The sequence below is a fragment of the Paraburkholderia sp. J8-2 genome (assembly GCF_905220195.1).
In the GTDB taxonomy this organism is placed as follows: domain Bacteria; phylum Pseudomonadota; class Gammaproteobacteria; order Burkholderiales; family Burkholderiaceae; genus Paraburkholderia.
Map to the genome: position 1 here is coordinate 228,843 of NZ_CAJMZA010000003.1, position 21,471 is coordinate 250,313.

Annotated in this window: 20 protein-coding genes; 16 read left to right on the forward strand and 4 right to left on the reverse strand. The window is 64.8% G+C overall.

Going from position 1 to position 21,471, the window contains the following annotated elements:
• Positions 1-55 precede the first annotated feature (55 nt).
• The 3 genes from U5A52_RS09870 to U5A52_RS09880 all read left to right on the forward strand — a co-directional run bounded on the left by U5A52_RS09870 (position 56) and on the right by U5A52_RS09880 (position 3,693).
• On the forward strand, positions 56-964 hold the full coding sequence (locus U5A52_RS09870; protein WP_321934644.1) for a LysR substrate-binding domain-containing protein: 909 nt from the start codon (positions 56-58) through the stop codon (positions 962-964).
• A 158-nt stretch (positions 965-1,122) separates the two neighbouring features.
• Positions 1,123-2,430, forward strand: a complete 1,308-nt coding sequence (locus U5A52_RS09875) for an MFS transporter (protein WP_321908124.1) — start codon at positions 1,123-1,125, stop codon at positions 2,428-2,430.
• A gap of 24 nt (positions 2,431-2,454) precedes the next feature.
• Entirely contained in the window at positions 2,455-3,693 is a 1,239-nt protein-coding gene (locus tag U5A52_RS09880; RefSeq protein ID WP_321934645.1) for an amidohydrolase family protein, read from the forward strand.
• Between the two features lie 17 nt (positions 3,694-3,710).
• On the opposite strand, the gene U5A52_RS09885 is transcribed toward U5A52_RS09880, so the two are convergent.
• Complete coding sequence (locus tag U5A52_RS09885; protein WP_321934646.1) at positions 3,711-4,535, reverse strand: alpha/beta hydrolase; 825 nt, start codon at positions 4,533-4,535, stop codon at positions 3,711-3,713.
• 92 nt (positions 4,536-4,627) lie between these two features.
• Here U5A52_RS09885 and U5A52_RS09890 point away from each other — a divergent pair, with 92 nt between their 5' ends.
• Positions 4,628-5,413, forward strand: a complete 786-nt coding sequence (locus U5A52_RS09890) for a helix-turn-helix transcriptional regulator (RefSeq protein ID WP_321934804.1) — start codon at positions 4,628-4,630, stop codon at positions 5,411-5,413.
• A 567-nt stretch (positions 5,414-5,980) separates the two neighbouring features.
• Positions 5,981-7,147, forward strand: coding sequence for a porin (locus tag U5A52_RS09895; RefSeq protein ID WP_321908120.1), 1,167 nt, complete (start codon positions 5,981-5,983; stop codon positions 7,145-7,147).
• Positions 7,148-7,258: 111 nt separating this feature from the next.
• Here the strand turns inward: U5A52_RS09895 and U5A52_RS09900 are convergent, their stop codons facing one another.
• From U5A52_RS09900 to U5A52_RS09910, 3 genes are all read right to left on the reverse strand, one after another.
• A complete protein-coding gene (locus U5A52_RS09900; RefSeq protein ID WP_321908118.1) occupies positions 7,259-7,939 on the reverse strand; it encodes an O-methyltransferase in 681 nt (226 codons plus the stop codon).
• 95 nt (positions 7,940-8,034) lie between these two features.
• A complete protein-coding gene (locus U5A52_RS09905; protein WP_321934647.1) occupies positions 8,035-8,442 on the reverse strand; it encodes a VOC family protein in 408 nt (135 codons plus the stop codon).
• Positions 8,443-8,623: 181 nt separating this feature from the next.
• Entirely contained in the window at positions 8,624-9,190 is a 567-nt protein-coding gene (locus tag U5A52_RS09910; protein WP_321908116.1) for an XRE family transcriptional regulator, read from the reverse strand.
• Positions 9,191-9,362: 172 nt separating this feature from the next.
• Between U5A52_RS09910 and U5A52_RS09915 the strand changes: the two genes are divergently transcribed.
• The 11 genes from U5A52_RS09915 (at position 9,363) to U5A52_RS09965 (ending at position 21,412) form a co-directional block, all read left to right on the forward strand.
• Positions 9,363-10,736 (forward strand): LLM class flavin-dependent oxidoreductase, encoded by a 1,374-nt coding sequence (locus tag U5A52_RS09915; protein ID WP_321934648.1) that lies wholly within the window; start codon positions 9,363-9,365, stop codon positions 10,734-10,736.
• A gap of 53 nt (positions 10,737-10,789) precedes the next feature.
• On the forward strand, positions 10,790-11,296 hold the full coding sequence (locus tag U5A52_RS09920; RefSeq protein WP_321908113.1) for a flavin reductase: 507 nt from the start codon (positions 10,790-10,792) through the stop codon (positions 11,294-11,296).
• A gap of 2 nt (positions 11,297-11,298) precedes the next feature.
• Positions 11,299-12,579 carry an MFS transporter gene (locus tag U5A52_RS09925; protein ID WP_321908111.1) on the forward strand — a complete coding sequence of 427 codons (1,281 nt, stop codon included), beginning with the start codon at positions 11,299-11,301 and terminating at the stop codon, positions 12,577-12,579.
• Between the two features lie 238 nt (positions 12,580-12,817).
• A complete protein-coding gene (locus tag U5A52_RS09930) occupies positions 12,818-13,537 on the forward strand; it encodes a GNAT family protein (protein ID WP_321934649.1) in 720 nt (239 codons plus the stop codon).
• The gene (locus U5A52_RS09935) at positions 13,538-13,984 is read left to right on the forward strand and encodes a GNAT family N-acetyltransferase (protein WP_321934650.1); all 447 of its coding nucleotides are present in this window, start codon (positions 13,538-13,540) and stop codon (positions 13,982-13,984) included.
• A 189-nt stretch (positions 13,985-14,173) separates the two neighbouring features.
• Positions 14,174-15,187: a deoxyribose-phosphate aldolase gene (gene deoC, locus U5A52_RS09940; RefSeq protein ID WP_321908109.1), complete on the forward strand. Its 1,014-nt coding sequence runs from the start codon at positions 14,174-14,176 to the stop codon at positions 15,185-15,187.
• A gap of 13 nt (positions 15,188-15,200) precedes the next feature.
• Positions 15,201-17,582 (forward strand): aldehyde dehydrogenase family protein, encoded by a 2,382-nt coding sequence (locus U5A52_RS09945; protein ID WP_321934651.1) that lies wholly within the window; start codon positions 15,201-15,203, stop codon positions 17,580-17,582.
• Between the two features lie 173 nt (positions 17,583-17,755).
• Positions 17,756-18,235, forward strand: a complete 480-nt coding sequence (locus U5A52_RS09950; protein WP_321908105.1) for an RbsD/FucU family protein — start codon at positions 17,756-17,758, stop codon at positions 18,233-18,235.
• A complete protein-coding gene (gene rbsK, locus U5A52_RS09955; protein WP_321934652.1) occupies positions 18,232-19,173 on the forward strand; it encodes a ribokinase in 942 nt (313 codons plus the stop codon). Before U5A52_RS09950 ends, rbsK begins: the two co-directional genes overlap by 4 nt.
• Before the next feature lie 53 nt (positions 19,174-19,226).
• Positions 19,227-20,264, forward strand: a complete 1,038-nt coding sequence (locus U5A52_RS09960) for an ABC transporter permease (protein WP_321934653.1) — start codon at positions 19,227-19,229, stop codon at positions 20,262-20,264.
• 143 nt (positions 20,265-20,407) lie between these two features.
• Positions 20,408-21,412 (forward strand): autoinducer 2 ABC transporter substrate-binding protein, encoded by a 1,005-nt coding sequence (locus U5A52_RS09965; RefSeq protein WP_321908099.1) that lies wholly within the window; start codon positions 20,408-20,410, stop codon positions 21,410-21,412.
• Positions 21,413-21,471 lie beyond the last annotated feature (59 nt).

Here is a 21,471-nt window from a genome sequence, read left to right on the forward strand (position 1 = left end):
GCCGCGGCGGGATGTATGGCAACATCTCTTTGCCACGACCCGCCCGAGTCATTCCATGCGCATCACGCCACTGCCTCCGCTGCCCTGCCTCGTCGCGTTCGAAGCCGCCGTGCGGCACGCCAGCTTCACGCGCGCGGCCGCCGAACTGCACCTTACGCAAAGCGCAATCAGCCGCCAGATCCAGCAGCTCGAAGATTTTCTTGGCCGCTCGCTGTTCGTGCGCGAGCACCGTTCGCTGCGGCTCACGATTGCGGGTGAACAATATGCGGCGCAGGTGCAGCGGCTTCTCACGCAATGCGCCGAAGCCACCTTCGACGTGATGAAGCACTATGGCGACCTCGAACTAACCATTGCCTGCTCGTCGGGCGTGGCGGTGCTATGGCTCACGCCGCGCCTGCCGGCATTTCGCAAGGCGTATCCCAACATCAAGCTGCGCCTGATCGTGCGCGACGGGCTCGCCTCGATGTCGCCCGCGGAGTTCGACGTTGGCGTGTATTACGTGCGCCAGCAGGCGCCCGCGCATTTCACCGCACGCCGCCTCTTTAACGAAGAAGTGTTTCCCGTGTGCTCGCCGGGCTATCTCGCGGGCCGCTCGCTTGCGGCCGCCGACCTCGCGAACGAAACGCTGCTGCTGCTCGAAGACGGCCAGCGCCAATGGATGTCGTGGCCCGAATGGTTCGACCTGAATGGCGTGACGATGCCGAAAACACCACAGGGCCTCACGATCAACCACTATCCGCAGCTTGTGCAGCTGGCCATACTCGGCCAGGGCGTGGCGCTAGGCTGGCGCTACATGATCGACGCCTGTATTGACGACGGTTTGCTCGTGCGCGTGGGCGAGAGTTCGGCGAGCCACGGCGGCGGCTATTACGTGATCTCGCCCAACGACCGCGCGCAGAACCAGGCGGCGCGTTTGTTCACACGTTGGCTTTTCGAGCAGGCGGAGGCGCAGACGGCGGTGTAAGCAGCGTTCAGGGGCCATGCATGCGCCCAGCGCATGCATGCATGCGTATCTTTCGTTTCAGAAATTAATCGTGCTGTCATTAGCATGGGGAGCATGTTGGGGCTCCGGGCGCGTGGCTGTTGGCGCGCAGCTACGATTAATCTGATCAGGAAGACACCATGCAAGGAACGCTTTCACCTCGCGTCGCGCATGACGCCGTCGCGACAACCGCGCAGCAGCGCCGCCGCGCGATCATCGCGACGGTACTGGGCAACGGCCTCGAGTGGTTCGACTTCACGGTGTACAGCTTCTTCGCTGTCATCATCGCGAAGCTGTTCTTTCCAACCGGCAACGAGCTGACCTCCGTCCTGCTCACGGTGGCGACCTTCGGCGTGGGCTTTTTCATGCGGCCCGTAGGCGGCATCGTGCTCGGCATCTATGCCGACAAGGTGGGCCGCAAAGCCGCGCTCTCGCTCACCATCTTGCTGATGGCGTTCGGCACCGCGCTCATCGGGCTCGCGCCCACCTACGAGCAAGCCGGTATCGCCGCGCCGCTGCTGATCGTGCTTGCGCGCCTGCTGCAGGGTTTCTCCGCAGGCGGCGAGATGGGCGGCGCCACGGCGTTCCTTACCGAGTACGCGCCGCCGGGCAAGCGTGCCTACTATTCGAGCTGGATTCAGTCGAGCATCGGCTTTGCCGTGCTGCTGGGCGCGGCCACGGGCACCTTCGTGACCTCGTCGCTCGACGCGCAGTCGCTGCATAGCTGGGGCTGGCGCCTGCCGTTCCTGATCGGCATTCTCGTGGGGCCGGTCGGCTATTACATCCGCAGCCATATCGACGAAACGCCCGCGTTCAGCGCCGTGGAAGCGCAGGCAAAAGACAATTCGCCGCTCAAGGAAGTGTTCGAGCGCTACCCGCGCGAGACGTTCGCGAGCTTTTCCATGGTCATTCTCTGGACGGTCTGCACCTACGTGCTGCTGTTCTACATGCCGACCTATTCGGTGCGCACGCTGCACTTGCCGCAGTCGACGGGCTTTTCCGCGGGCATGGTAGGCGGCCTGATGATCATGTGCGGCGCGCCCATTGTGGGCAAGCTGGCGGATGCGTGGGGCCGGCGCGTGTTCCTGAGCGGCGCCGCGTTCCTGATTCTCGTGCTCGCATGGCCCATGTTCACGTGGATCAACCACGCGCCTGGCTTCGCTTCGCTCATCGTGTTTCAGGCCGTGTTCGGCGTGCTGATCGCCGCCTACACCGGGCCGATCCTCGCGGCCTTCTCCGAGTTGTTCCCGACCAAGGTGCTCTCGACCGGCCTTTCGGTGGCCTACAACTTCGCGGTCACGATCTTCGGCGGCTTCGCGCCGTTCCTGATCACGTGGCTCATCGCCCGCACGGGCAGCAACATGGCGCCCGCGCTCTATGTGATCGTTGCGGCCGCCATCAGCCTGGTTGGCACCTTCTTCGTGAAGGACATGCGGCGCGCGAACTGAAACACTCTATAAGGAATCCAGACAATGGCCATTACGGTTCTCAAAGGCGGCAACGTACTCGATCTCGAACGCGGCGTGCTGCTCGAACACCATCACGTCGTGATCGAAGACGAGCGCATCGTGGAAGTGACCGATCGCCCCATCGATCTGCCGAATGCAAACGTGGTCAACGTGCGCGGCAAGACCGTCATGCCGGGCTTTATCGATTGTCACGTGCACGTGCTCGCCTCGAACGCGAATCTCGGCGCGAACGCCATACAGCCCAATATTCTCGCGGCCATCCGCTCGCTGCCGATTCTCGACGCCATGCTCTCGCGCGGCTTCACCAGCGTGCGCGACGCGGGCGGCGCCGACTGGAGCCTGATGCAGGCCGTGGAAACGGGCCTCGTGCCCGGGCCGCGCATCTTCCCCTCGGGCAAGGCGCTCTCGCAAACGGGCGGTCACGGCGATTTCCGCCCGCGTGGCGACCTGCTCGAACCGTGCTCGTGCTGCTTTCGCACGGGCGCGATTGCGCGCGTGGTGGATGGCGTGGATGCCGTGCGCCTCGCCGTGCGCGAGGAGATCCAGAAGGGCGCCACGCAGATCAAGATCATGGCGTCGGGCGGCGTGGCTTCGCCTACGGACCCCATCAACAATACCCAGTACTCCGAAGATGAAATTCGCGCCATCGTGGCGGAGGCGCAAGCGGCGAACACCTATGTGATGGCGCATGCGTACACGGGTCGCGCAATTGCGCGCGCGGTGCGCTGCGGCGTGCGCACGATCGAGCACGGCAATCTCGTGGACGAAGCGGCCGCGCAGGTGATGCGCGAGTTCGGTGCTTTCGTGGTGCCGACGCTCGTGACCTACGACGCACTGGCCACACACGGCGCGCAGTTCGGACTGCCGCCGGATTCGGTGGCGAAGGTGGCTTCCGTGCAGCAGAAGGGGCGCGAATCGCTGGAAATCTATGCAAAGGCCGGCGTGCAGATGGGCTTCGGCTCCGACCTGCTCGGCGAGATGCACGCGTTCCAGACTGGCGAATTCCGCATCCGCGCGGAAGTGCTCGGCAATCTGGAGGCGTTGCGTTCGGCTACGAGCGTGGCTGCGGAGATCGTGAACATGAAGGGCGAACTGGGCGTGATAGCGGCGGGCGCCATTGCCGATGTGGTGGTGCTCGACGGGAATCCGCTCGACGACATTGGCGTCGTGGCCGGTGAGGGCGAGCGGATCGAGTATGTGCTGCAGCGGGGGAAGATTGTGAAGGCGCGAGTGGAGGGCTGATCGCCCTCGGGCATGAATCAATTTTCCGCGCAAGCGGGGCGATCCGGAGGAGCATCGGCGCCGTTTTGCGACGGACTCGCGGCCACGGCCGTTTCGATAAGGAAGGATTCGATGGCCGCGGCAAGCGCGAGGGGTGTTTCATTCATCGGATAGTGGCCGGCGTTCCTCAGTATCTCAACCGTGGCCCGGGGATAGCGGAGGAGGTAGGTTTTGGCCATCAATGCGGCGTTGAAGGTGGGATCGTGCTCGCCCACCAGCACCTTCACCGGATGCCTGCCGGTGATCGCGTCGCTGAAGTCGGTATCGGCCCACGCACGGAAGTACGCGGCGAACGCATGCGGGCAGGAATGCGTTGCCGACCAGGCCGCTTTCCAGTCGACCCAGGACGAGGGTAACCGTCCGCCGGTGCTGCGATCGATGATGGTTCTGCGATTGTCGATGGACCCGGCGGCGTCTTCGAGCAGGCGCCGCGTTGCCGCATCGTATGCAATGCCGCCGCATGGAACCGGCGCGACTGCAACCAGTGCCCTGACCCGCTCGGGAGCACGTGTCGCAATCCGTTCGATCGCCATGCCGCCCATTGAATGACCCATCAGGCTGAAGGTGTGAAAGCCGAGCGCATCGGCAAGCGCCAGCGCATCGGAGGCGATCTCATCGACCGTGTAGTCTCCGCGCGCTTCCCGCATTTTTCCGTAGCCGCGATAGTCCATGAATACGTAACTGAAGGCGTGGCCAGACAGCCAGGGTTCAATCTGCTCGAACGAATGAGCGTCACCGAACCAGCCGTGCAGAACGAGGACGGGGTGAGGGCCATGTCCCACGCGATGAAACGTATTGGGCATATCGACTCCGAAATGAATGGGATGGGCAGATCGTAAGTCGGATGACCGAGGCCCGCCTTCTAAAGCGGGTCAATCACTGTAGAATTCGGGCCATGCGAAATACCTTGGTCGATCCCTTCGAAGACATTCCTCGCAGCGTGGTCGTGACCGCGAACGAATACGCGGCCGGCTCATCATTTCCCGTGCATGCGCATCGACGCGGTCAGTTCGCGTTTGCCTCTCGCGGCACGATCAGCGTGGCGACTCCGGAAGGCCGGTGGCTCGTGCCGCCGCAGCGAGCGTGCTGGGTGCCCGCCGGTGTAGCGCACGAAATGACGATGCGCGGGCCCGTCACCATGCTCAACGCTTTCGTGTCGCTGGAAGAAGCGCGCGATGCGCAACTGCCGGCCCATTGTTGCGTCTACGGCGTTTCGGCCCTTCTCAAACAATTGCTCGAAGAGGCCATCGATTTGCCGGCCATGTACGACGTTGGTGGGCGTGCAGGCAAGCTGATGAGCCTGCTCGTGGCGGAGATAGCGTCAATGCCGCGACTCTCACTCCATGCGCCGTTGCCGAGTGATCCTCGTCTCGTTCGCGCGTGCCGGATGCTGCTTGACGCGCCATCGATCGCCGTCGGGCTGGACATGATGGCCGCCGAAGTCGGAATGAGCCGGCGAACGCTTACGCGACTTTTTCGTGTAGAGACCGGCGTGAGTTTTGCGGAGTGGCGCCAGCAGGTCTGCCTGCTTTCTGCCATCGAGCGTTTGAGTGGAGGGGAGCCCGTGACTCGGGTTGCATTGGACCTTGGGTACGCGAGTCCTGGCGCGTTCTCATTCGCCTTTCGTCGCGTGCTGGGGGAAGCGCCGAGCCAATATCTGGAGACGCGACGAGCGGCGTGAAGGCGCAGCCGCTCGTTTTACGGCGTGCGAGCGCGGCATGCCCCTCCACTGCCCATTTTGCGACCTTCCAGATGACTGGATCGTCGACCGCAACGGCGCATAAATCGCGGTGCGAAATACCTAATCTGCGCCACCCGGGTATACGTTGATCATCTCCAGCCGCCACATGGTCACGGTCGTGGCCGTCGCCCGTTTCGTCAAGCGTCATCCATAGCGTTCAGTGCTGCTGAAAGCGGTCGCGGCGATTGCCATGACTGCAGTTGCCGCACGCCGCCACCTGGCGCGGCACCCAACTCAGACCGGCTCGCGCGGCACCCGCGCATGCACCATTTAAGTGAATGCGACCCCAATTGTATCAAATCTCGTAATAATTGAAGGGGGCAATCCGGCGTCGATAATGTGGCGCAATCCGTCGATCGCCCGCTCCACAAGACATTGCGCCTACTGTTACGTTTTCGCGACAGTCATTTTTTTTCGTTTCTTGAGTTGCAGGGCGGTACCGTATTCTCCGGCGCGCAACAAAAAAGTACATCAATCCAAAAGAGACTACTGGTTACTGAATTACAGATGAAGAACACCAACATCAAGGCAAGCGTTATCGCGGTTGCCGCTTTCGCAGCATCCTCGGCAGCAATGGCACAGTCGTCGGTCACCCTGTACGGCATGCTCGACGCCGGTATCGGCTACACCTCCAACGTCGGCGGCCACTCGAAGGTCAGCCTCGACGGCGGCGCCTCAGGTTCGAACAAGTGGGGCATGCAGGGTCAGGAAGACCTCGGCGGCGGCTTCAAGGCAGTCTTCAAGCTCGAAAATGGCTTCAACATTGCCACCGGTGGCATTGGCGGCCAGGGCCCGATTGGCTCCTCGCGTTCGCTGTTCAACCGCCAGGCGTTCGTAGGCCTCACTTCGGACCAGTACGGTACCGTGCGTTTGGGTCGCCAGATCGACGCCGTGACGGAAATGGTTCAAGGCCTCACGGGCGACGCCATTTCGGCGTCGACGTTCTCGACCCCGGGCGACGTGGACAACAACGACAACACGACGAACCAGAACAACGCGGTGAAGTACATCTCGCCGGTTTTCCACGGCTTCCAGGCTGAAGGCGCGTACTCGTTCGGCGGCGTTGCCGGTGCTATGGGCTCGGGTCAGTCGTGGTCGGTGGCTGCGGACTACGATCAGGGTGGTCTGACGGTCGCTGGCGGCTACTTCCACGCCGCAAACCAGGGTGAGGCCGGCTGGCAGAACGCAACGGCACAACCGTCCTTCGGTGGTGCGCTGGGCTATCCGAGCTCGGGTTACTACGGCGGCAATGCGTTCAAGAGCGCGGGCATCGCTCAGATCGCCGGTCAATACCAGTTTGGTCCGTACACGGCCGGCCTGCGTTACTCGAACGCGCAGTACCAGGGCAACGACGGCCAACAGTCGATTCACTTCAACGTGCTGGGCGGCCTTCTGCAGTACCAGGCAACCCCGGCGCTGTCGCTGGCTGCCGGATACACGTACGTCTACGGTTCGCAAGCCACGCCTGCGCAAGCCGCTGAGGGCCGCACCATGGCTTCGATCAACCAGGTTTCGCTGGGTGCGACGTACGCGCTGTCGAAGCTCACGTCGGTCTACGCAATGGGTGCCTACGTTCATGCTCAGGGCGCTCAGGCTTCGGCTGCTGACTTCGGCAACACCGCATCGGGCGGCAACCAGGTTCAAGCCAACATTGGCATGTACCATCGGTTCTAATCGCAGGTTCGGAAGCGCGGGGTAGCAGACACGTTACCCAGTTAAAGAAGCGCTCCGCTTGTGAATCGCACCCCAAAAGTTGGACATTGATCCAACCTTTGGGGTGTTTTTTCACGAGGGTTTGCCAACACCCACCCGCATCGAAACCTCCACATCCCCGCCGAACGGAATCGAGAGATACCCATTCCCGGGTGCACGCACGCGCGCGAGATAGTCGGGGCTGTAAGCGGCATTGTCCGCGACGACGAACGCGCCCTGCGCAAGGCGCGACTCAACGAGGCTCAGCACGTCGCCGTAAAGCGCCTTCGCGCCATCGAGCAGCAGAAGCTCGATCGAATCGGGCAGGTCCACACTCAGCGTCTGCAAGGCATCGCCTTCGCGAATTTCCACGAGATCGAATAGTGCGCCGCTCATGAGATTTTCGCGGGCTCGCGCGATCTTGGACGGCTCGAATTCACACGTAATCAACCGGCCGCCGCCGTTGTCCCGCAGCGCCGCCGCGAGGTGCAGCGTGGAAATGCCAAACGACGTACCGAATTCGACGATGGTCCGCGCACGACCGCCGCGCGCCAGCATGTAGAGCAACACGCCCGTTTCTCGCGAAACGGGAAGGGCAACGTCCTTCAGGCGGCCGTAGAAGTCGAGATAGTCCGTCTTGCTGTGCATCAGCCGTGTGCGTTCCTCGGGTGAGAGTGCGGCCACTGCGGAAATGGACGCCGGGGAAATGGCATCGGCTTCGTCGAACAGGCGATCCAGCAACGGCGCGAGTTGAGGCGAGGTCAATGTGTTCATGGAATTCTCCTTTGGCTAATGCAGAAACGGCGCGTAACTGCATAGCATGACTAAATATTAAAAAACGGCCCGATCCTGATTGGCAATCACACCCGTCAGTTGTCAAACGTACCGCGATATTCGGGAGCGGCGTCCGCGCGAGTGTTCATTTCGAACATCACGCCGCCCGGCGCGCGGCAGAAAAAGCGTGACCCGCGGCCATTGTTGAAGATGCCGGTTTCCATGTGGACGCCCTCCGCCGTGAAGCGCTCATACAGGTCGCGCACGGCGTCGAGGCTCGGCAGCTCGAAGCCCACGTGGAAGTTCTCGGGCCACGCCGGCGCGTCGCCGCTTGCGTGGTCGATCACCACGTCGTAGCCGGGGCGCTTGAGGATAAACGACCGGTCCCACGCTCCCGCTATCGTGAATCCCAGGTGGCGTTCGAAGAAGGCCGCCGTTGCGGCGGTATCGGAGGAGGGGAAGCTCAGGTGATTGAGCTTCATGGCTTGAATCACGTCATTCATCGTCGGTCTCTCATGGTGTGGCGGCGGCCCTGTGCCGTTACCGCCTGAGGACTTCAGAATATAAGCAAATGCTCACATTCGGCTACTCGCATTGGGTGCGCACGCGCCACGTGCGTGAAACCCCTGTGCCATAGCCGATTCAACGATGAAAGACAGCGGCCGCGCCAACGCGTGCTCGCATTCAGCGGCGCACGAGCGCCACGACGTAGACGCACGGGCCCTTGCCCGGATTGAAGAACGCGCACGCGGCAGGCGGCCCGAGCTGGAGGCAGTCGCCGGCTTCGAGCGTATGAACCTGCTCGCCTTCCTCGAATACCAGCGTGCCGCTGCGCACCCAGATCTGCTGATGCTGGAACGCAAACGCCGACGCTGGATACGCAACACGAACCCCGCCCGGCAACGCGATTTCCACGAGTTCGAGCATGCCGCCGTTGCGCGGCGAGACGGCGCGGCGCGTATAGCCGGTTTCGGGGTCTTGCCAGAGCTGCTGATCGGCGGCGCGGCTCAAGCGCTCGCCAGTTTGCTCGGCGAGCGCGAGGAGCATGGAAAGCTGCAGGCCAAAGGCGCCCGAAAGCCGGCCGAGCACGGTCGCCGTGGGACTCGCTTCGCCGCGCTCGATCTTGCTGATCATGGCCTTGGAAACACCCGAGCGCTCGGCCATGTCCGCGAGCGACCAGCCGCGCGATTCGCGCTCGATACGCACGCGCGTGGAAATGGCGGAGGTGGGATCGGTGAGCGGTCGGTTCATACCTGGAAGGTTGGCGTTGGGGCGCGAGCGAGTCGATTATACGGGGCCAGTCGCTGCGCGCTGTTTAGCAGATCGAACGGCATCCGAGTTAACCCGGATCAAATCCCGGTTTCATTAGTATCCGTTCGTCTACTATAGTAGATGGCATCGAGTGCGCCGAAAAGGAGCCGACATGCCGCGTGAAATCCGTCTGAACGCTTTCGACATGAACTGCGTGGGCCACATTCAGCAAGGCTTGTGGACGCATCCGCGCGACCAGTCGAGCCGCTATACGGAGCTGCAGTACTGGACCGACTACGCGAAGAAGCTCGAACGGGGCCTGTTCGACGGCATTTTTTTCGCGGATGTCGTGGGCGTGTACGACGTCTACGGCGGCAACGCGGATGCCGCGCTGCGCGGCGCGGTGCAGGTGCCGGTGAACGACCCTACGCTCGTCATTCCCGCCATGGCCGCGGTTACACAGCATCTGGGCTTTGGCGTGACGGCCAATCTCACCTATGAGCAGCCGTTTCTGTTTGCGCGGCGCATGTCCACGCTCGACCATCTCACGGGCGGGCGCATCGGCTGGAACATCGTCACAGGCTATCTCGACAGCGCCGCGCGCGCGATCGGCATGGACGGGCAGAACGCCCACGACGACCGTTACGATCTGGCCGACGAATACATGTCGCTCGTGTACAAGCTCTGGGAGGGCAGCTGGGACGACAATGCGGTGATCAACGACCGCGCGGGCGGTATTTACGCCGACCCGGCGCGCGTGCGCATGATTCATCATCGCGGGCCGCAGTACAAGGTGGATGCAATGCACCTGTGCGCACCGTCGCCGCAGCGCACGCCCGTGCTGTACCAGGCGGGATCGTCCACGCGCGGAAGGCGCTTTGCGGCGACGCACGCCGAGTGCGTGTTCATCAATGGTCAGAAGATGGACGGCGTGAAGGAGATCGTCGGAGACATTCGGCGCCAGGCGGTGCAACTCGGACGCGCGGCCGACGACGTGAAGGTCTTTCGTGGCGCCACGCTGATCGTCGGACGCACGGATAACGAAGCGCGCGAGAAGTTCGAAGACTACCGGCGCTACGTGAGCTCCGAAGCGGCGCTCGCACACGCGGCGGCTTCGCTTGGCATCGACTTCGCGCGCTACGATCTCGACGAGCCGATCGAAACAGGCCAGAGCCAGGCGATTGTTTCGAACGTCGAAGCCATGACGCGCAGCGCCGGGCCGCAATGGACGCGCCGCAAGCTGCTCGAGCAAATGGTGCTCGGCAGCCGCCAGGCGCCGTGGGTGGGCTCGGCGCAGCGCATTGCGGATACGCTGATCGAGTGGAGCGAAACGGCCGGCGTGGATGGCTTCAATCTTTCGCGCACGGTGGTGCCGGAGTGCTTCGACGACGTGGTCGAACTGCTGGTGCCGGAACTGCAAACGCGCGGCGCGTACAAGAGCGCGTATCGTGAGGGCACCCTGCGCGAAAAGCTCTCCGGCGGCGCGCGCCTGCCGGCCTCGCATGCGGCGGCGCGGTATCGCGGCGCGCACGCCAACGACGCATGAGCATCGGACACTGAATTCCCGCTACGAGGAGACCGCGGCAAGCGGGCAAGAACATGGTAGACAAATCCCTCTTTCGCGACGCCATGGCAGGTCTTGGGGCCGCCGTGAACATCGTCACGACCGATGGCGACGCCGGGCGCGCCGGGTGCACGGCGTCCGCCGTATGCGGCGTGACGGACGAGCCGCCCACGCTGCTCGTCTGCATCAACCGCACGAGCCGCAACAACGCGATCCTGCGCGAGAACGGCCGGCTTTGCGTGAACGTGCTGGCGGCCGACCAGCGCGAGGTGGCCACGCGCTTCGCCACGAAAGACATCGACATGGACGAGCGTTTCGCGCTCGCCGACTGGTATCGGCTCGAAACGGGGGCGCCTGCGCTGCGCGGCGCGGTGAGTTCATTCGATTGCCACATTACGCGCACGACCGAAGTCGGCACGCACACGGTGTTTTTCTGCGAGATCAAGGCGGCACGCATGGTGGGCGGGCGTGACGGGCTGATCTGGTTCGGCCGCGCGTTTCATCGCGTGCTTGCGCAGGCGCACGCAGCGGCGGCGGTCTGAGCGTGGCGCGCACGCCTTCTCAAGGGGCTGGCGGTTCCCGTTCTCCTGACGAAACGGGGTCGCCTGGGCAAGGCGCGGCGCAACGCGGCAAGGCCGCATCGCTGGCGTTGCTGCTGCTTGCGCAAGTGGCGGCGATGGGCGTGTGGTTTTCGTCGAGCACGGTGGTGGCCCTCATCAAGCAGGCACACGCCATTGCCGCGTTCGATGAGGCGCTGCTCACGAGCGCCGTGCAGTGCGGCTTCGTGGCCGGGACCATCACTTCGGCGCTGCTTTCGCTGCCCGACCGCTACGACCTACGCAGGCTGCTCGCGGGCTCCGCGCTCGTGGCGGCCGTCGCTACCGCCTCGCTCGCGTTCCTGCCGCCGGTTGGCGGCGCGGTCGTTGCGCTGCGCTTCGTCACCGGCATGTGCATGGCGGGCGTGTATCCGGTCGGCATGCGGCTCGCGGCCACCTGGGCGAAGGGCGATCTTGGCCTGCTCGTTGGCCTCCTCGTCGGCGCGCTCACGCTCGGCTCGGCGAGCCCGCATTTGCTGGCCGCGACGGGCGGGCTCGACTGGCGCACGATCTATGGCGTCGCCGCCGCTTGCGCGGCTTGCGCCGCAGTGCTGATCGGCTTTGCGGGCATCGGGCCGAATATCCGGCGCGCCACGCGTATCGACTTCGCGAAGGTCACGCAGGCGTGGCGCAAGCCCGCCTTGCGGCTCGCCAATCTCGGCTATCTCGGCCACATGTGGGAGCTTTACGCGATGTGGGCGTGGCTCGCGCTGTTTCTTCAGCAAACCTTTATCGCACGTGGCATGGCCAACGCCCGCACGCGCGCGGAATGGATGACCTTCAGCGTGATCGCGATCGGCGCGGCAGGCGCGTGGCTAGGCGGCGTGCTGGCGGATCGCGTGGGGCGCACGGCCGTCACGGTGGGCGCCATGGCGACGAGCGCAATGTGCGCGGCGCTCATGGGCTGGCTGGCCAACGCGCCGCTTGCCGTAATGGGGGCCGTCGCGCTCGTGTGGGGCGTCTCGGTGATCGCCGATTCCGCGCAGTTTTCGGCGAGCGTGGCCGAACTGGCCGATCCGGACTCGGTCGGCACGCTGCTGACCGCGCAAACCTGCGCGGGCTTTTTGCTCACGCTGGTGAGCATTCATCTCGTGCCTTACGCGGTGGCGTGGCTCGGATGGCGGGGCGGCTTCGGCATGCTGGCCGTGGGGCCGGCGCTTGGTTGCGTCGCGATGCTGCGCTTGCGCCGTCATCCCGATGCGGTGAGGCTGGCGGGCGGGCGGCGTTGAGGATCGAGCCCGCGCGTGCCTTGCGCTGATACGATCGATCAAAGCGAAAACTCGCGAATCGTTGCGCGCGCATGCATCTATCAGGACACGCCCGCCGCGACGCCGCGAGAACCGGTGGAGTTCAAGTCCGGTTGTGGCTCCACCGCAGCCATAAACCGTGGACCTTTTCACGGAGCCACGGCTACGTTACCTTTGTGCGGATACCCTATCTGTCTCGCGCAAGAGGAGCTTGTCACGCATGTCAGCAAGACTGAACGAATTCCAGCAGCCCATTGGCGACCCGGTAACCGGCTGGCAGCCGCGCGAGCGGCCCGCGCGGGTGACGATCGAGGGTCGGTTTTGCCGTATCGAGCCCATCGACCTCGACCGGCATGCCGCCGATCTGTTCGAAGCGTACGGCACGGCGGCCGACGGGCGCGACTGGACCTATTTGTTCGCCGAGCCGTTCACCGACTTCGCGGCGTTTCGCGAGTACCTCGCGAAAGCGGCCGCGTCGAGCGACCCGTTCCATTACGCCGTGATCGACCGCGCGAGCGGCAAGGCCGTGGGCACGTTCGCGCTCATGCGCATCGAGCCGGTGCATGGCGTGATCGAAGTGGGCAGCGTGACGTTTTCGCCGCGCCTGAAGCAAACGCCGGTTTCGACCGAGGCGCAGTACCTGCTGATGCGCTACGTGTTCGACGACCTCGGCTACCGGCGCTACGAATGGAAATGCGACAGCCTGAACGCGCCTTCGCGCAAGACGGCGCTGCGTCTTGGCTTCCAGTTCGAGGGCATTTTCCGCCAGGCGATCGTGTACAAGGGCCGCAACCGCGACACCGCGTGGTTCGCCATCATCGACCAGGACTGGCCGCTCGTGAAAGCCGCGTTCGAGAAGTGGCTCTCGAAAGAGAACTTCGACGCGCACGGCCAGCAACGCGCCTCGCTCGCCAGCCTGAGAGAACCGGCGGCATCCTGAATGTCTGCGGCGATCCTGATCCGCGACGTCGCGCCCGCCGACCGCGACGCGTGGTTCCACCTTTGGGCCGGCTACAACGCGTTCTACGCAACGCGCGTCGCGCCGCACATCAGCGAGCGAACATGGCAGCGCATGCTCGATGCGAACGCGCCGCTGTTCGCGCGCGTGGCTGAAGTCGAGGGAAAGCTGGCGGGATTCAGCCTCTGCGTGCTGCACGAAGGCACATGGGTGGACGCGCCCATCTGCTATCTGGAAGACCTGTTCGTCGATCCCGGCTGCCGCGGCCAGGGCATAGGCAGGCGGCTCATCGAAGACCTCATCGCACTGGCGCGCTCGCGCGCATGGTCGCGCCTTTACTGGCACACGCGCGAGGACAATCCCGCGCGCAAGCTCTACGACGAATTCGCGCAAGCCGACGATTTCGTGCGTTATCGATTGCAGTTCTGAACCTGGCGCGCGGGTACGCGCAAACGCCGGCCTCGCAAGAAAGTTGAACGCGCGCGCCGGCGTTCTCACGTCCCGAGTGCGATAGATAGGATTGTAACGAGTATTGTCACGATCGTTTCATCGGTATAGGATGAGTGCGAATAAACCACCACGGTTTGATGTGCATTGCACAAATTCGCCTCCCAGCCTATGTCAGAAGCCTCAACGAACTCGCTCGTCGTGCTGCGCGGCGCGCCCGCCCAGCACGCTGCGCATGGCGCGCGCAACGCCGGCGTGGCGTTCGACGCGGCGTGGCTCGACGCCTTGCGCGTCAACCAGTCCGCCGTCGAGCGGCGCACGGCCACGCTCGGCACGCGCCGCGCGGTCAAGAAGGACGCGCAGGCCGCGTGGCTCCTGAAGGCCATCACCTGCATCGATCTCACCACGCTCAACGGCGACGACACCGAGGGCCGTGTGCGGCGCCTATGCACGAAGGCGCGCCACCCCGTGCGCGCCGACCTGCTGGCCGCGCTCGGCTTCGCGCCCGAGGCCATCACCACGGGCGCGGTGTGCGTGTACCACCGCTTCGTCGCGGCGGCCGTGGACGCGCTGGCGGGCAGCGGCATACCCGTTGCGGCGGTGTCCACCGGCTTTCCTGCCGGCCTCAATCCGCACGCGCTCAAGCTCAAGGAAATCGAGGCCTCCGTTAAGGACGGCGCCGAGGAAATCGACATCGTCGTGACGCGCGAGTACGTGCTAACCGGCAACTGGCGCGCGCTTTACGACGAAGTGCGCGAATTCCGCGCGGCGTGCGGCGACGCGCACCTGAAGGCGATTCTCGCCACCGGCGACATTCGCGTGCTGTCGAACATTGCCCGCGCTTCGATGGTCTGCATGATGGCGGGCGCGGACTTCATCAAGACGTCTACGGGCAAGGAAGGCACCAATGCCACGCTCGACGTTTCGCTCGTCATGGTGCGCATGATCCGCGAATACCGCGAGCGCACCGGCGCGCTGGTGGGCTTCAAGCCCGCGGGCGGCGTCTCGAACGCCAAAACCGCGCTTGCGTACCAGATCCTCATGAAGGAAGAGCTGGGGCGGCCCTGGCTCGAGCCGGAGCTGTTCCGCTTCGGCGCGTCGAGCCTGCTTGCCGACATCGAGCGCCAGCTCGAACACCACGTGAGCGGCCGCTATTCCGCCTTCCACCGCCACCCCGTAGCCTGAGCAGACCATACCGATGAGCGTAGCCGAGTACTTCCGAACGATGGATTACGGTCCCGCCCCCGAGGACGATCAGCCCGTGCGCGCGTGGCTTGCGCAGCACGAGGCCACGTTCGGGCATTTCATTGACGGCGCATGGCGCGAAAGTGGCGACGGTGCGCGCTTCGAAGTGCGCGCGCCGGCCACCGGCGAGGCGCTCGCCGCCGTGGCGCAAGGCGGCGCGGCCGATGTGGCGGCGGCCGTGGCGGCAGCGCGCGCGGCGCAGCCCGAGTGGTACGCCATGGGCGGCGCGGCGCGGGCGCGTCATCTTTACGCGCTTTCGCGCATGGTGCAGCGGCACAGCCGCCTCTTTGCCGTGCTCGAAGCGCTCGACAACGGCAAGCCGATTCGCGAGGCGCGCGATATTGACATTCCGCTCGTGGCGCGCCATTTCCTCCATCACGCGGGCTGGGCGCAGCTTCAGGAGAACGAACTGGCCGGCTGGTCGCCGCTTGGCGTGATCGGCCAGATCGTGCCGTGGAACTTCCCGCTGCTGATGCTCGCGTGGAAAGTGGCGCCCGCTATCGCGCTCGGCAACTGCGTGGTGCTCAAGCCGGCCGAATACACGCCGCTCACCGCGCTCCTGTTCGCCGAACTGGCGCATCGCGCGGGGCTGCCCAAGGGCGTGCTCAACGTGGTGACGGGCGACGGCAGTACGGGCGCGGCGCTCGTTGAGCATCCGGGCGTCGACAAGATCGCGTTTACCGGTTCGACCGAAGTGGGCCGCCTCATCCGCACCGCCACGGCCGGCACGGGCAAGTCGCTCACGCTCGAACTGGGCGGCAAGTCGCCGTTCATCGTCTTCGACGACGCCGACCTCGACGGCGCGGTGGAAGGCGTGGTGGACGCCATCTGGTTCAACCAGGGCCAGGTGTGCTGCGCGGGTTCGCGCCTGCTCGTGCAGGAAGGCGTGGAAGCGCGCTTTATCGAAAAGCTCAAGCGCCGCATGGCGACGCTGCGCGTGGGGCCCTCGCTCGACAAGGGCATCGACATTGGCGCGATCGTCGATCCGGTGCAGCTCGAACGCATCGAGTCGCTCGTGGAAGCCGGGCGGCGCGAAGGCTGCAACGTGTGGCAGCCGCGCGAAGTCGAGCTGCCGTTGGGCGGCTGTTTCTATCCGCCCACGCTGGTTACGGGCGTGGGACCGGCGTCGACGCTCGCGCAGGAAGAAATCTTCGGGCCGGTGCTCGCGGCTATGAGCTTTCGCACGCCGGAAGAGGCCGTGGCGCTCGCGAACAATTCGCGCTACGGACTCGCCGCGAGCGTGTGGAGCGAAACCATCGGTCGCGCGCTCGACATCGCGCCGCGCCTGCAATGCGGCGTGGTGTGGATCAACGCGACAAACCTCTTCGACGCGAGCGTGGGCTTTGGCGGCTACCGCGAATCGGGCTTCGGGCGCGAAGGCGGCCGCGAAGGCGTGTTCGAATATCTGAAGCCCGCAGCCTGGAGCACGCTGCCGATGCGCGCGCAACGCAAGGCGCGCTCGCCCGCACAAGACTTTGCGCATGCGGGCACAGGTCTCGATCGCACTGCGAAGCTTTTCATCGGCGGCAAGCAGGTGCGGCCCGATAGCGGTTATTCGCACGCCGTGTACACGCCCAATGGCGAGTGGGTGGGCGAAGTTGGCGCGGGTAGCCGCAAGGACGTGCGCGACGCCGTTGCCGCCGCGCGTGGTGCGAGCAAATGGACGCAGATGAGTACGCACGCTCGCGCCCAGGTGCTCTACTACCTCGCGGAAAATCTGAGCGCGCGCGCCGAAGAATTCGCGCGGCAACTTTCGCGCCGCGCGGGACATGACGCGCGCGCGGCCGAGCGTGAAGTGGAAATGGCCATCGACCGGCTATTCAGCTACGCGGCGTGGGCCGACAAGTTCGATGGCGCGGTGCATACGCCGCCGTTGCGCGGCGTTGCGCTCGCGATGCACGAGGCGCTAGGCGTGGTCGGCATCGCCTGCCCCGACGAAGCGCCGCTGCTTGGCTTCGTTTCGCTCATCGCGCCGGCGCTCGCAATGGGCAACCGCGTGGTGGCGCTGGCGAGCGAGGCATGCCCGCTGGCGGCAACGGATTTTTATCAGGTCGTGGAGACTTCGGATGTGCCCGCGGGTGCGCTCAACATTCTGACCGGCGAGCGTGCTGCGCTGCTGCCGGCGCTGGCGAAGCACGACGACGTGGACGCGCTCTGGTGCTTCGGCACGGCGGCCGATTCGTCCCTTGTGGAGCGCGAATCGGTCGGCAACCTGAAGCGCACCTTCGTCGATCATGGCCGCGAGGTTGACTGGTTCGACCGGACGAGCGCAGGATTGCCGTTCCTGCGCCAGGCCGTGCAGGTGAAGAACATCTGGATACCGTACGGCGACTGAGCGTTTCGAAGAAGAGAACGCCAAAGGGCATCACTAAGCGCTGAAGCGCCAAGTGCTGCCGACAGCTTTGCATGGGACCGGAGTAAGTGCTGAAGCACTAACTCCGGTCGACAGCTTTGCATGGGACGGCACTAAGCGCTAAAGCGCTAAGTGCCGTCGACAGGAGACAAAAAATGCTGAAGAATCTCGACCCGCTTCTGAATGCCGATGTCCTCCAGGCGCTGCGCGCAATGGGTCACGGCGACGAACTCGTCGTTTGCGACGCCAACTTTCCCGCCGACTCGGTTGCACGCGCAACGGTGCTCGGCAAGCTGCTGCGCATCGACGGCGCCGATGCGCCTCGCGCCGTGCGCGCAATTCTCTCCGTGCTGCCGCTCGACACCTTTGTCGAATCCCCGGCCATGCGCATGGAAGTGGTGGGCGAGCCCAACACGATCCCCACGGTGCAGCACGAAGCACAGGCCGAAGTCGATGCCGCGGAAGGCCGCTCCGTGCCGTTCGCGCCCATCGAGCGTCATGCGTTCTACGCGCGCGCCCGCAAGGCCTACTGCGTGATCGCCACGGGGGAAACGCGTGGCTACGGCTGCTTCGTGTTCACCAAAGGCGTGCTGCTTGCGCCCGACGCGCCGCGTGCGAAGGAGCCAGGCCAATGAGCGGACGCGTCGTCATCCTCGGCATCTATGTGACCGACCTCGCGTTCCGTGCGAGCCGCATGCCGATGATCGGCGAGACGCTCGCCGGCTCGGCATTCGCGATGGGGCCCGGCGGCAAGGGCTCGAATCAGGCGGTGGCGGCCGCCCGCGCGGGCGCGCAGGTGGTGTTCTGCACGCGCGTGGGCAACGACGCGTTCGGCGATATCGCGCGGGCGACATGGGCGGCCGAAGGCATCACGGCGCGCACCCGGGCCGTGGACGGCCTGGCCACGGGCGCGGCGCACATCTTCGTGGACGACACGACCGGCATGAACGCGATCATCGTCGCGGCGGGCGCGGCGGCCACGATGGAGCCCGGCGACGCCGAAGCAATCGAAGCCGATATTGCGGCCTCCCAGGTATTCGTCACGCAGCTCGAACAGCCGCTCGCGGCGGCGCGGCGCGGCCTCGAACTCGCGCGCCGGCATGGCGTGAAGACCGTGTTCAATCCGGCGCCCGCCATGGCGCTGCCCGACGACATCTTCCCGCTGTGCGACTACGTCACGCCGAACGAGACTGAGGCGCAGGCGCTCACCGGCATCGAAATCCGCAACGCCGACGACGCGCGCCGCGCCGCCGACGTGCTGCTCGCCAAGGGCGCGGGCGCGGTCATCGTGACGCTGGGCGAAGCCGGTGCGCTGTTGCATACGCGCGATGACTCGGTCTTGCTGCCCGCGTTCAATTGCGGCCCGGTCGTGGAAACGGCGGGCGCGGGCGATGGCTTCACGGGCGGCTTCGCAGCGGCGCTCGCACGCGGCGACGACGCGCTCACGGCCACGCGCTTTGGCTGTGCGCTGGCGGGCATTTCCGTCACGCGCGCGGGCACCGCGCCTTCCATGCCGCGAAAGGAAGAAGTCGACGCGATGCTTGCGCGCACGGCGAGCGCCGACGCGCATTGAGCGCAGCACGTTAAGCATTGCCAGGTGACAACACACCGCAAAGGATGAGGTCCATGAAGTCTGCACTCTTTGCCAAATGGTTCGGCGACCGGCAGTTGAACTTCCTGCTGGCGGTGAACCTGCTGGTCGTGCTGGTCGCGGTCTGGGTATCGCGCGGGCAGTTCGTCGGCATCGACAACCTGCAGTCGATGGGCGCGCAACTGCCCGAAGTCGCGCTGCTCGCGCTCGGCATCATGCTCTCCATGCTTTCGGGCAACGGCGGCATCGACCTTTCCGGTGTGGGCCTCGCGAATCTTTCGGGCATGATCGCCTCGCTGGTGGTGCCGCGCCTCGTGAGCGGCGACGACTCACCCGTGCTGTATACGACGCTCTTTTGCGTAATCGTCCTGTGCATGGGGCTCATTGGCGGCCTGCTCAACGGCGTGGTGATCGCGCGCCTCGGGCTCACGCCCATTCTCTGCACGCTCGGCACGCAACTGCTTTTCACGGGCTTCGCGGTGGCGCTTTCCAACGGCGCCTCGGTGCACGTGGATTATGTCGAACCGCTGGCCGACATCAGCAACGGCACGTTCTTCCAGGTGCCGATCTCATTCCTGCTATTCGTGGCCGTGGTCGTGCTGCTGGGCTGGCTGCTCAGGCGCACGCCGTTCGGGCTGCGCCTCTACCTCATGGGCACGAACCAGCGCGCGGCGTTCTATGCAGGTATTCCGCGTGCGCGCATGCTGATCATGACCTATGCGATGTGCGGCGTGCTCGCTTCGCTTGCGGGGCTCGTGAGCGTTTCGCACACGCTCAGCGCGAAATGGGACTACGGCAATTCCTATCTGCTGATCGCCATTCTCATCGCGGTGATGGGCGGCGTAAATCCGGCGGGCGGCTATGGACGCATCATCTGCGTGTTTTTTGCCGCGACGGTGCTGCAATTCCTTTCGAGCCTCTTCAATTTGATGGGCGTTTCGCAGTTTTTCGGCGACTGCGCCTGGGGCTTCCTGCTGTTGCTTTCGCTCGCCTTTGCGGGCGGTGAGCGGGTACGCGCGATTTTCGGTTTCGGGGGCTCCCCGTCTGCGGGCAAAGGGCGGACCTCGGGCTGACCGGCTGAACCGTGCAACAGGCGGGCCTCGAGCCTCGGAGGTCCGCCGCCATCTAATTCGGGGCGAGAGCTTGCGTTGCATGGGACCGCAGTAAGTGCCGACGCACAAACTGCGGATCGACACAAAAGAAACGGAGACATGACATGAAGATCAAGCGACTCAGCGTGGCAATCACAGCATGTGCACTTGCCGCTGGCATGGCGGCCGTGGCGTATGCGGCGGAAAACCCGACCATCGTCACGGTGGTGAAGGTGACCGGCATCAGCTGGTTCAACCGCATGGACGACGGCATCAAGGAGTTCGGCAAGGACAACCCGAAGGTTTCGGTCTACCAGACGGGGCCGGGCCGCGCGGACGCCGCGCAGCAGCTTAAGATCATCGACGACCTGATCGCGAAGAAAGTGAGCGCGATCGCCGTCGTGCCGTACGATCCGCCCACGCTCGAGCCGGCGCTCAAGAAGGCGATGGACCGCGGCATCAAGGTGGTTACGCATGAGGCCGACAACGAGAAGAACACCATGGTCGACGTCGAGGCGTTCGACAACTCCGCCTACGGCGCCGCGCTCAACGACCGCCTCGCCTCGTGCATGCACAACGACGGCAAGTGGGCGACGATGGTCGGATCGCTCGGCAGCCGCTCGCAGGTGCAGTGGGCCGACGGCGGCATCGACAACGCGAAGAAGAAGTTCCCGAAGATGCAGCTCGTCGAAACGAACCTCGAGACCAACAACGACGGCGAGCACGCCTATGAAGTGGCCAAGGAAGTGCTGCGCAAGCATCCGGACATCAAGGGCTTCCAGGGCTCGTCGTCGCTCGACGTGATCGGCATTGGCCGCGCGGTCGAGGAAGCGGGCCTGCAGGGCAAGATCTGCGTGTATGGCACGGGCCTGCCGACCGAAGCCGGCAAGTACCTCGAAAGCGGCGCGATCAACGGTATTGCGTTCTGGGATCCGAAGCTGGCGGGCATGGCGATGAACAAGATCGCGATGATGCTGATCGACGGCAAGACGGTCGAAAACGGCGCGAATCTCGGCTTGCCGGGCTACGAGAAGGTCACGGTGTCGAAGGGTCCGGGCAAGGGCATCATCGTGCGCGGCCAGGGTTGGGTGAGCGTCGACAAGTCGAACTACAAGCAATACAACTTCTGATCGGCAGAAGGTGGCGCGCGCAACGGTCGTGAGGCCCAAGCGCGCGCCTGGTCGTAACG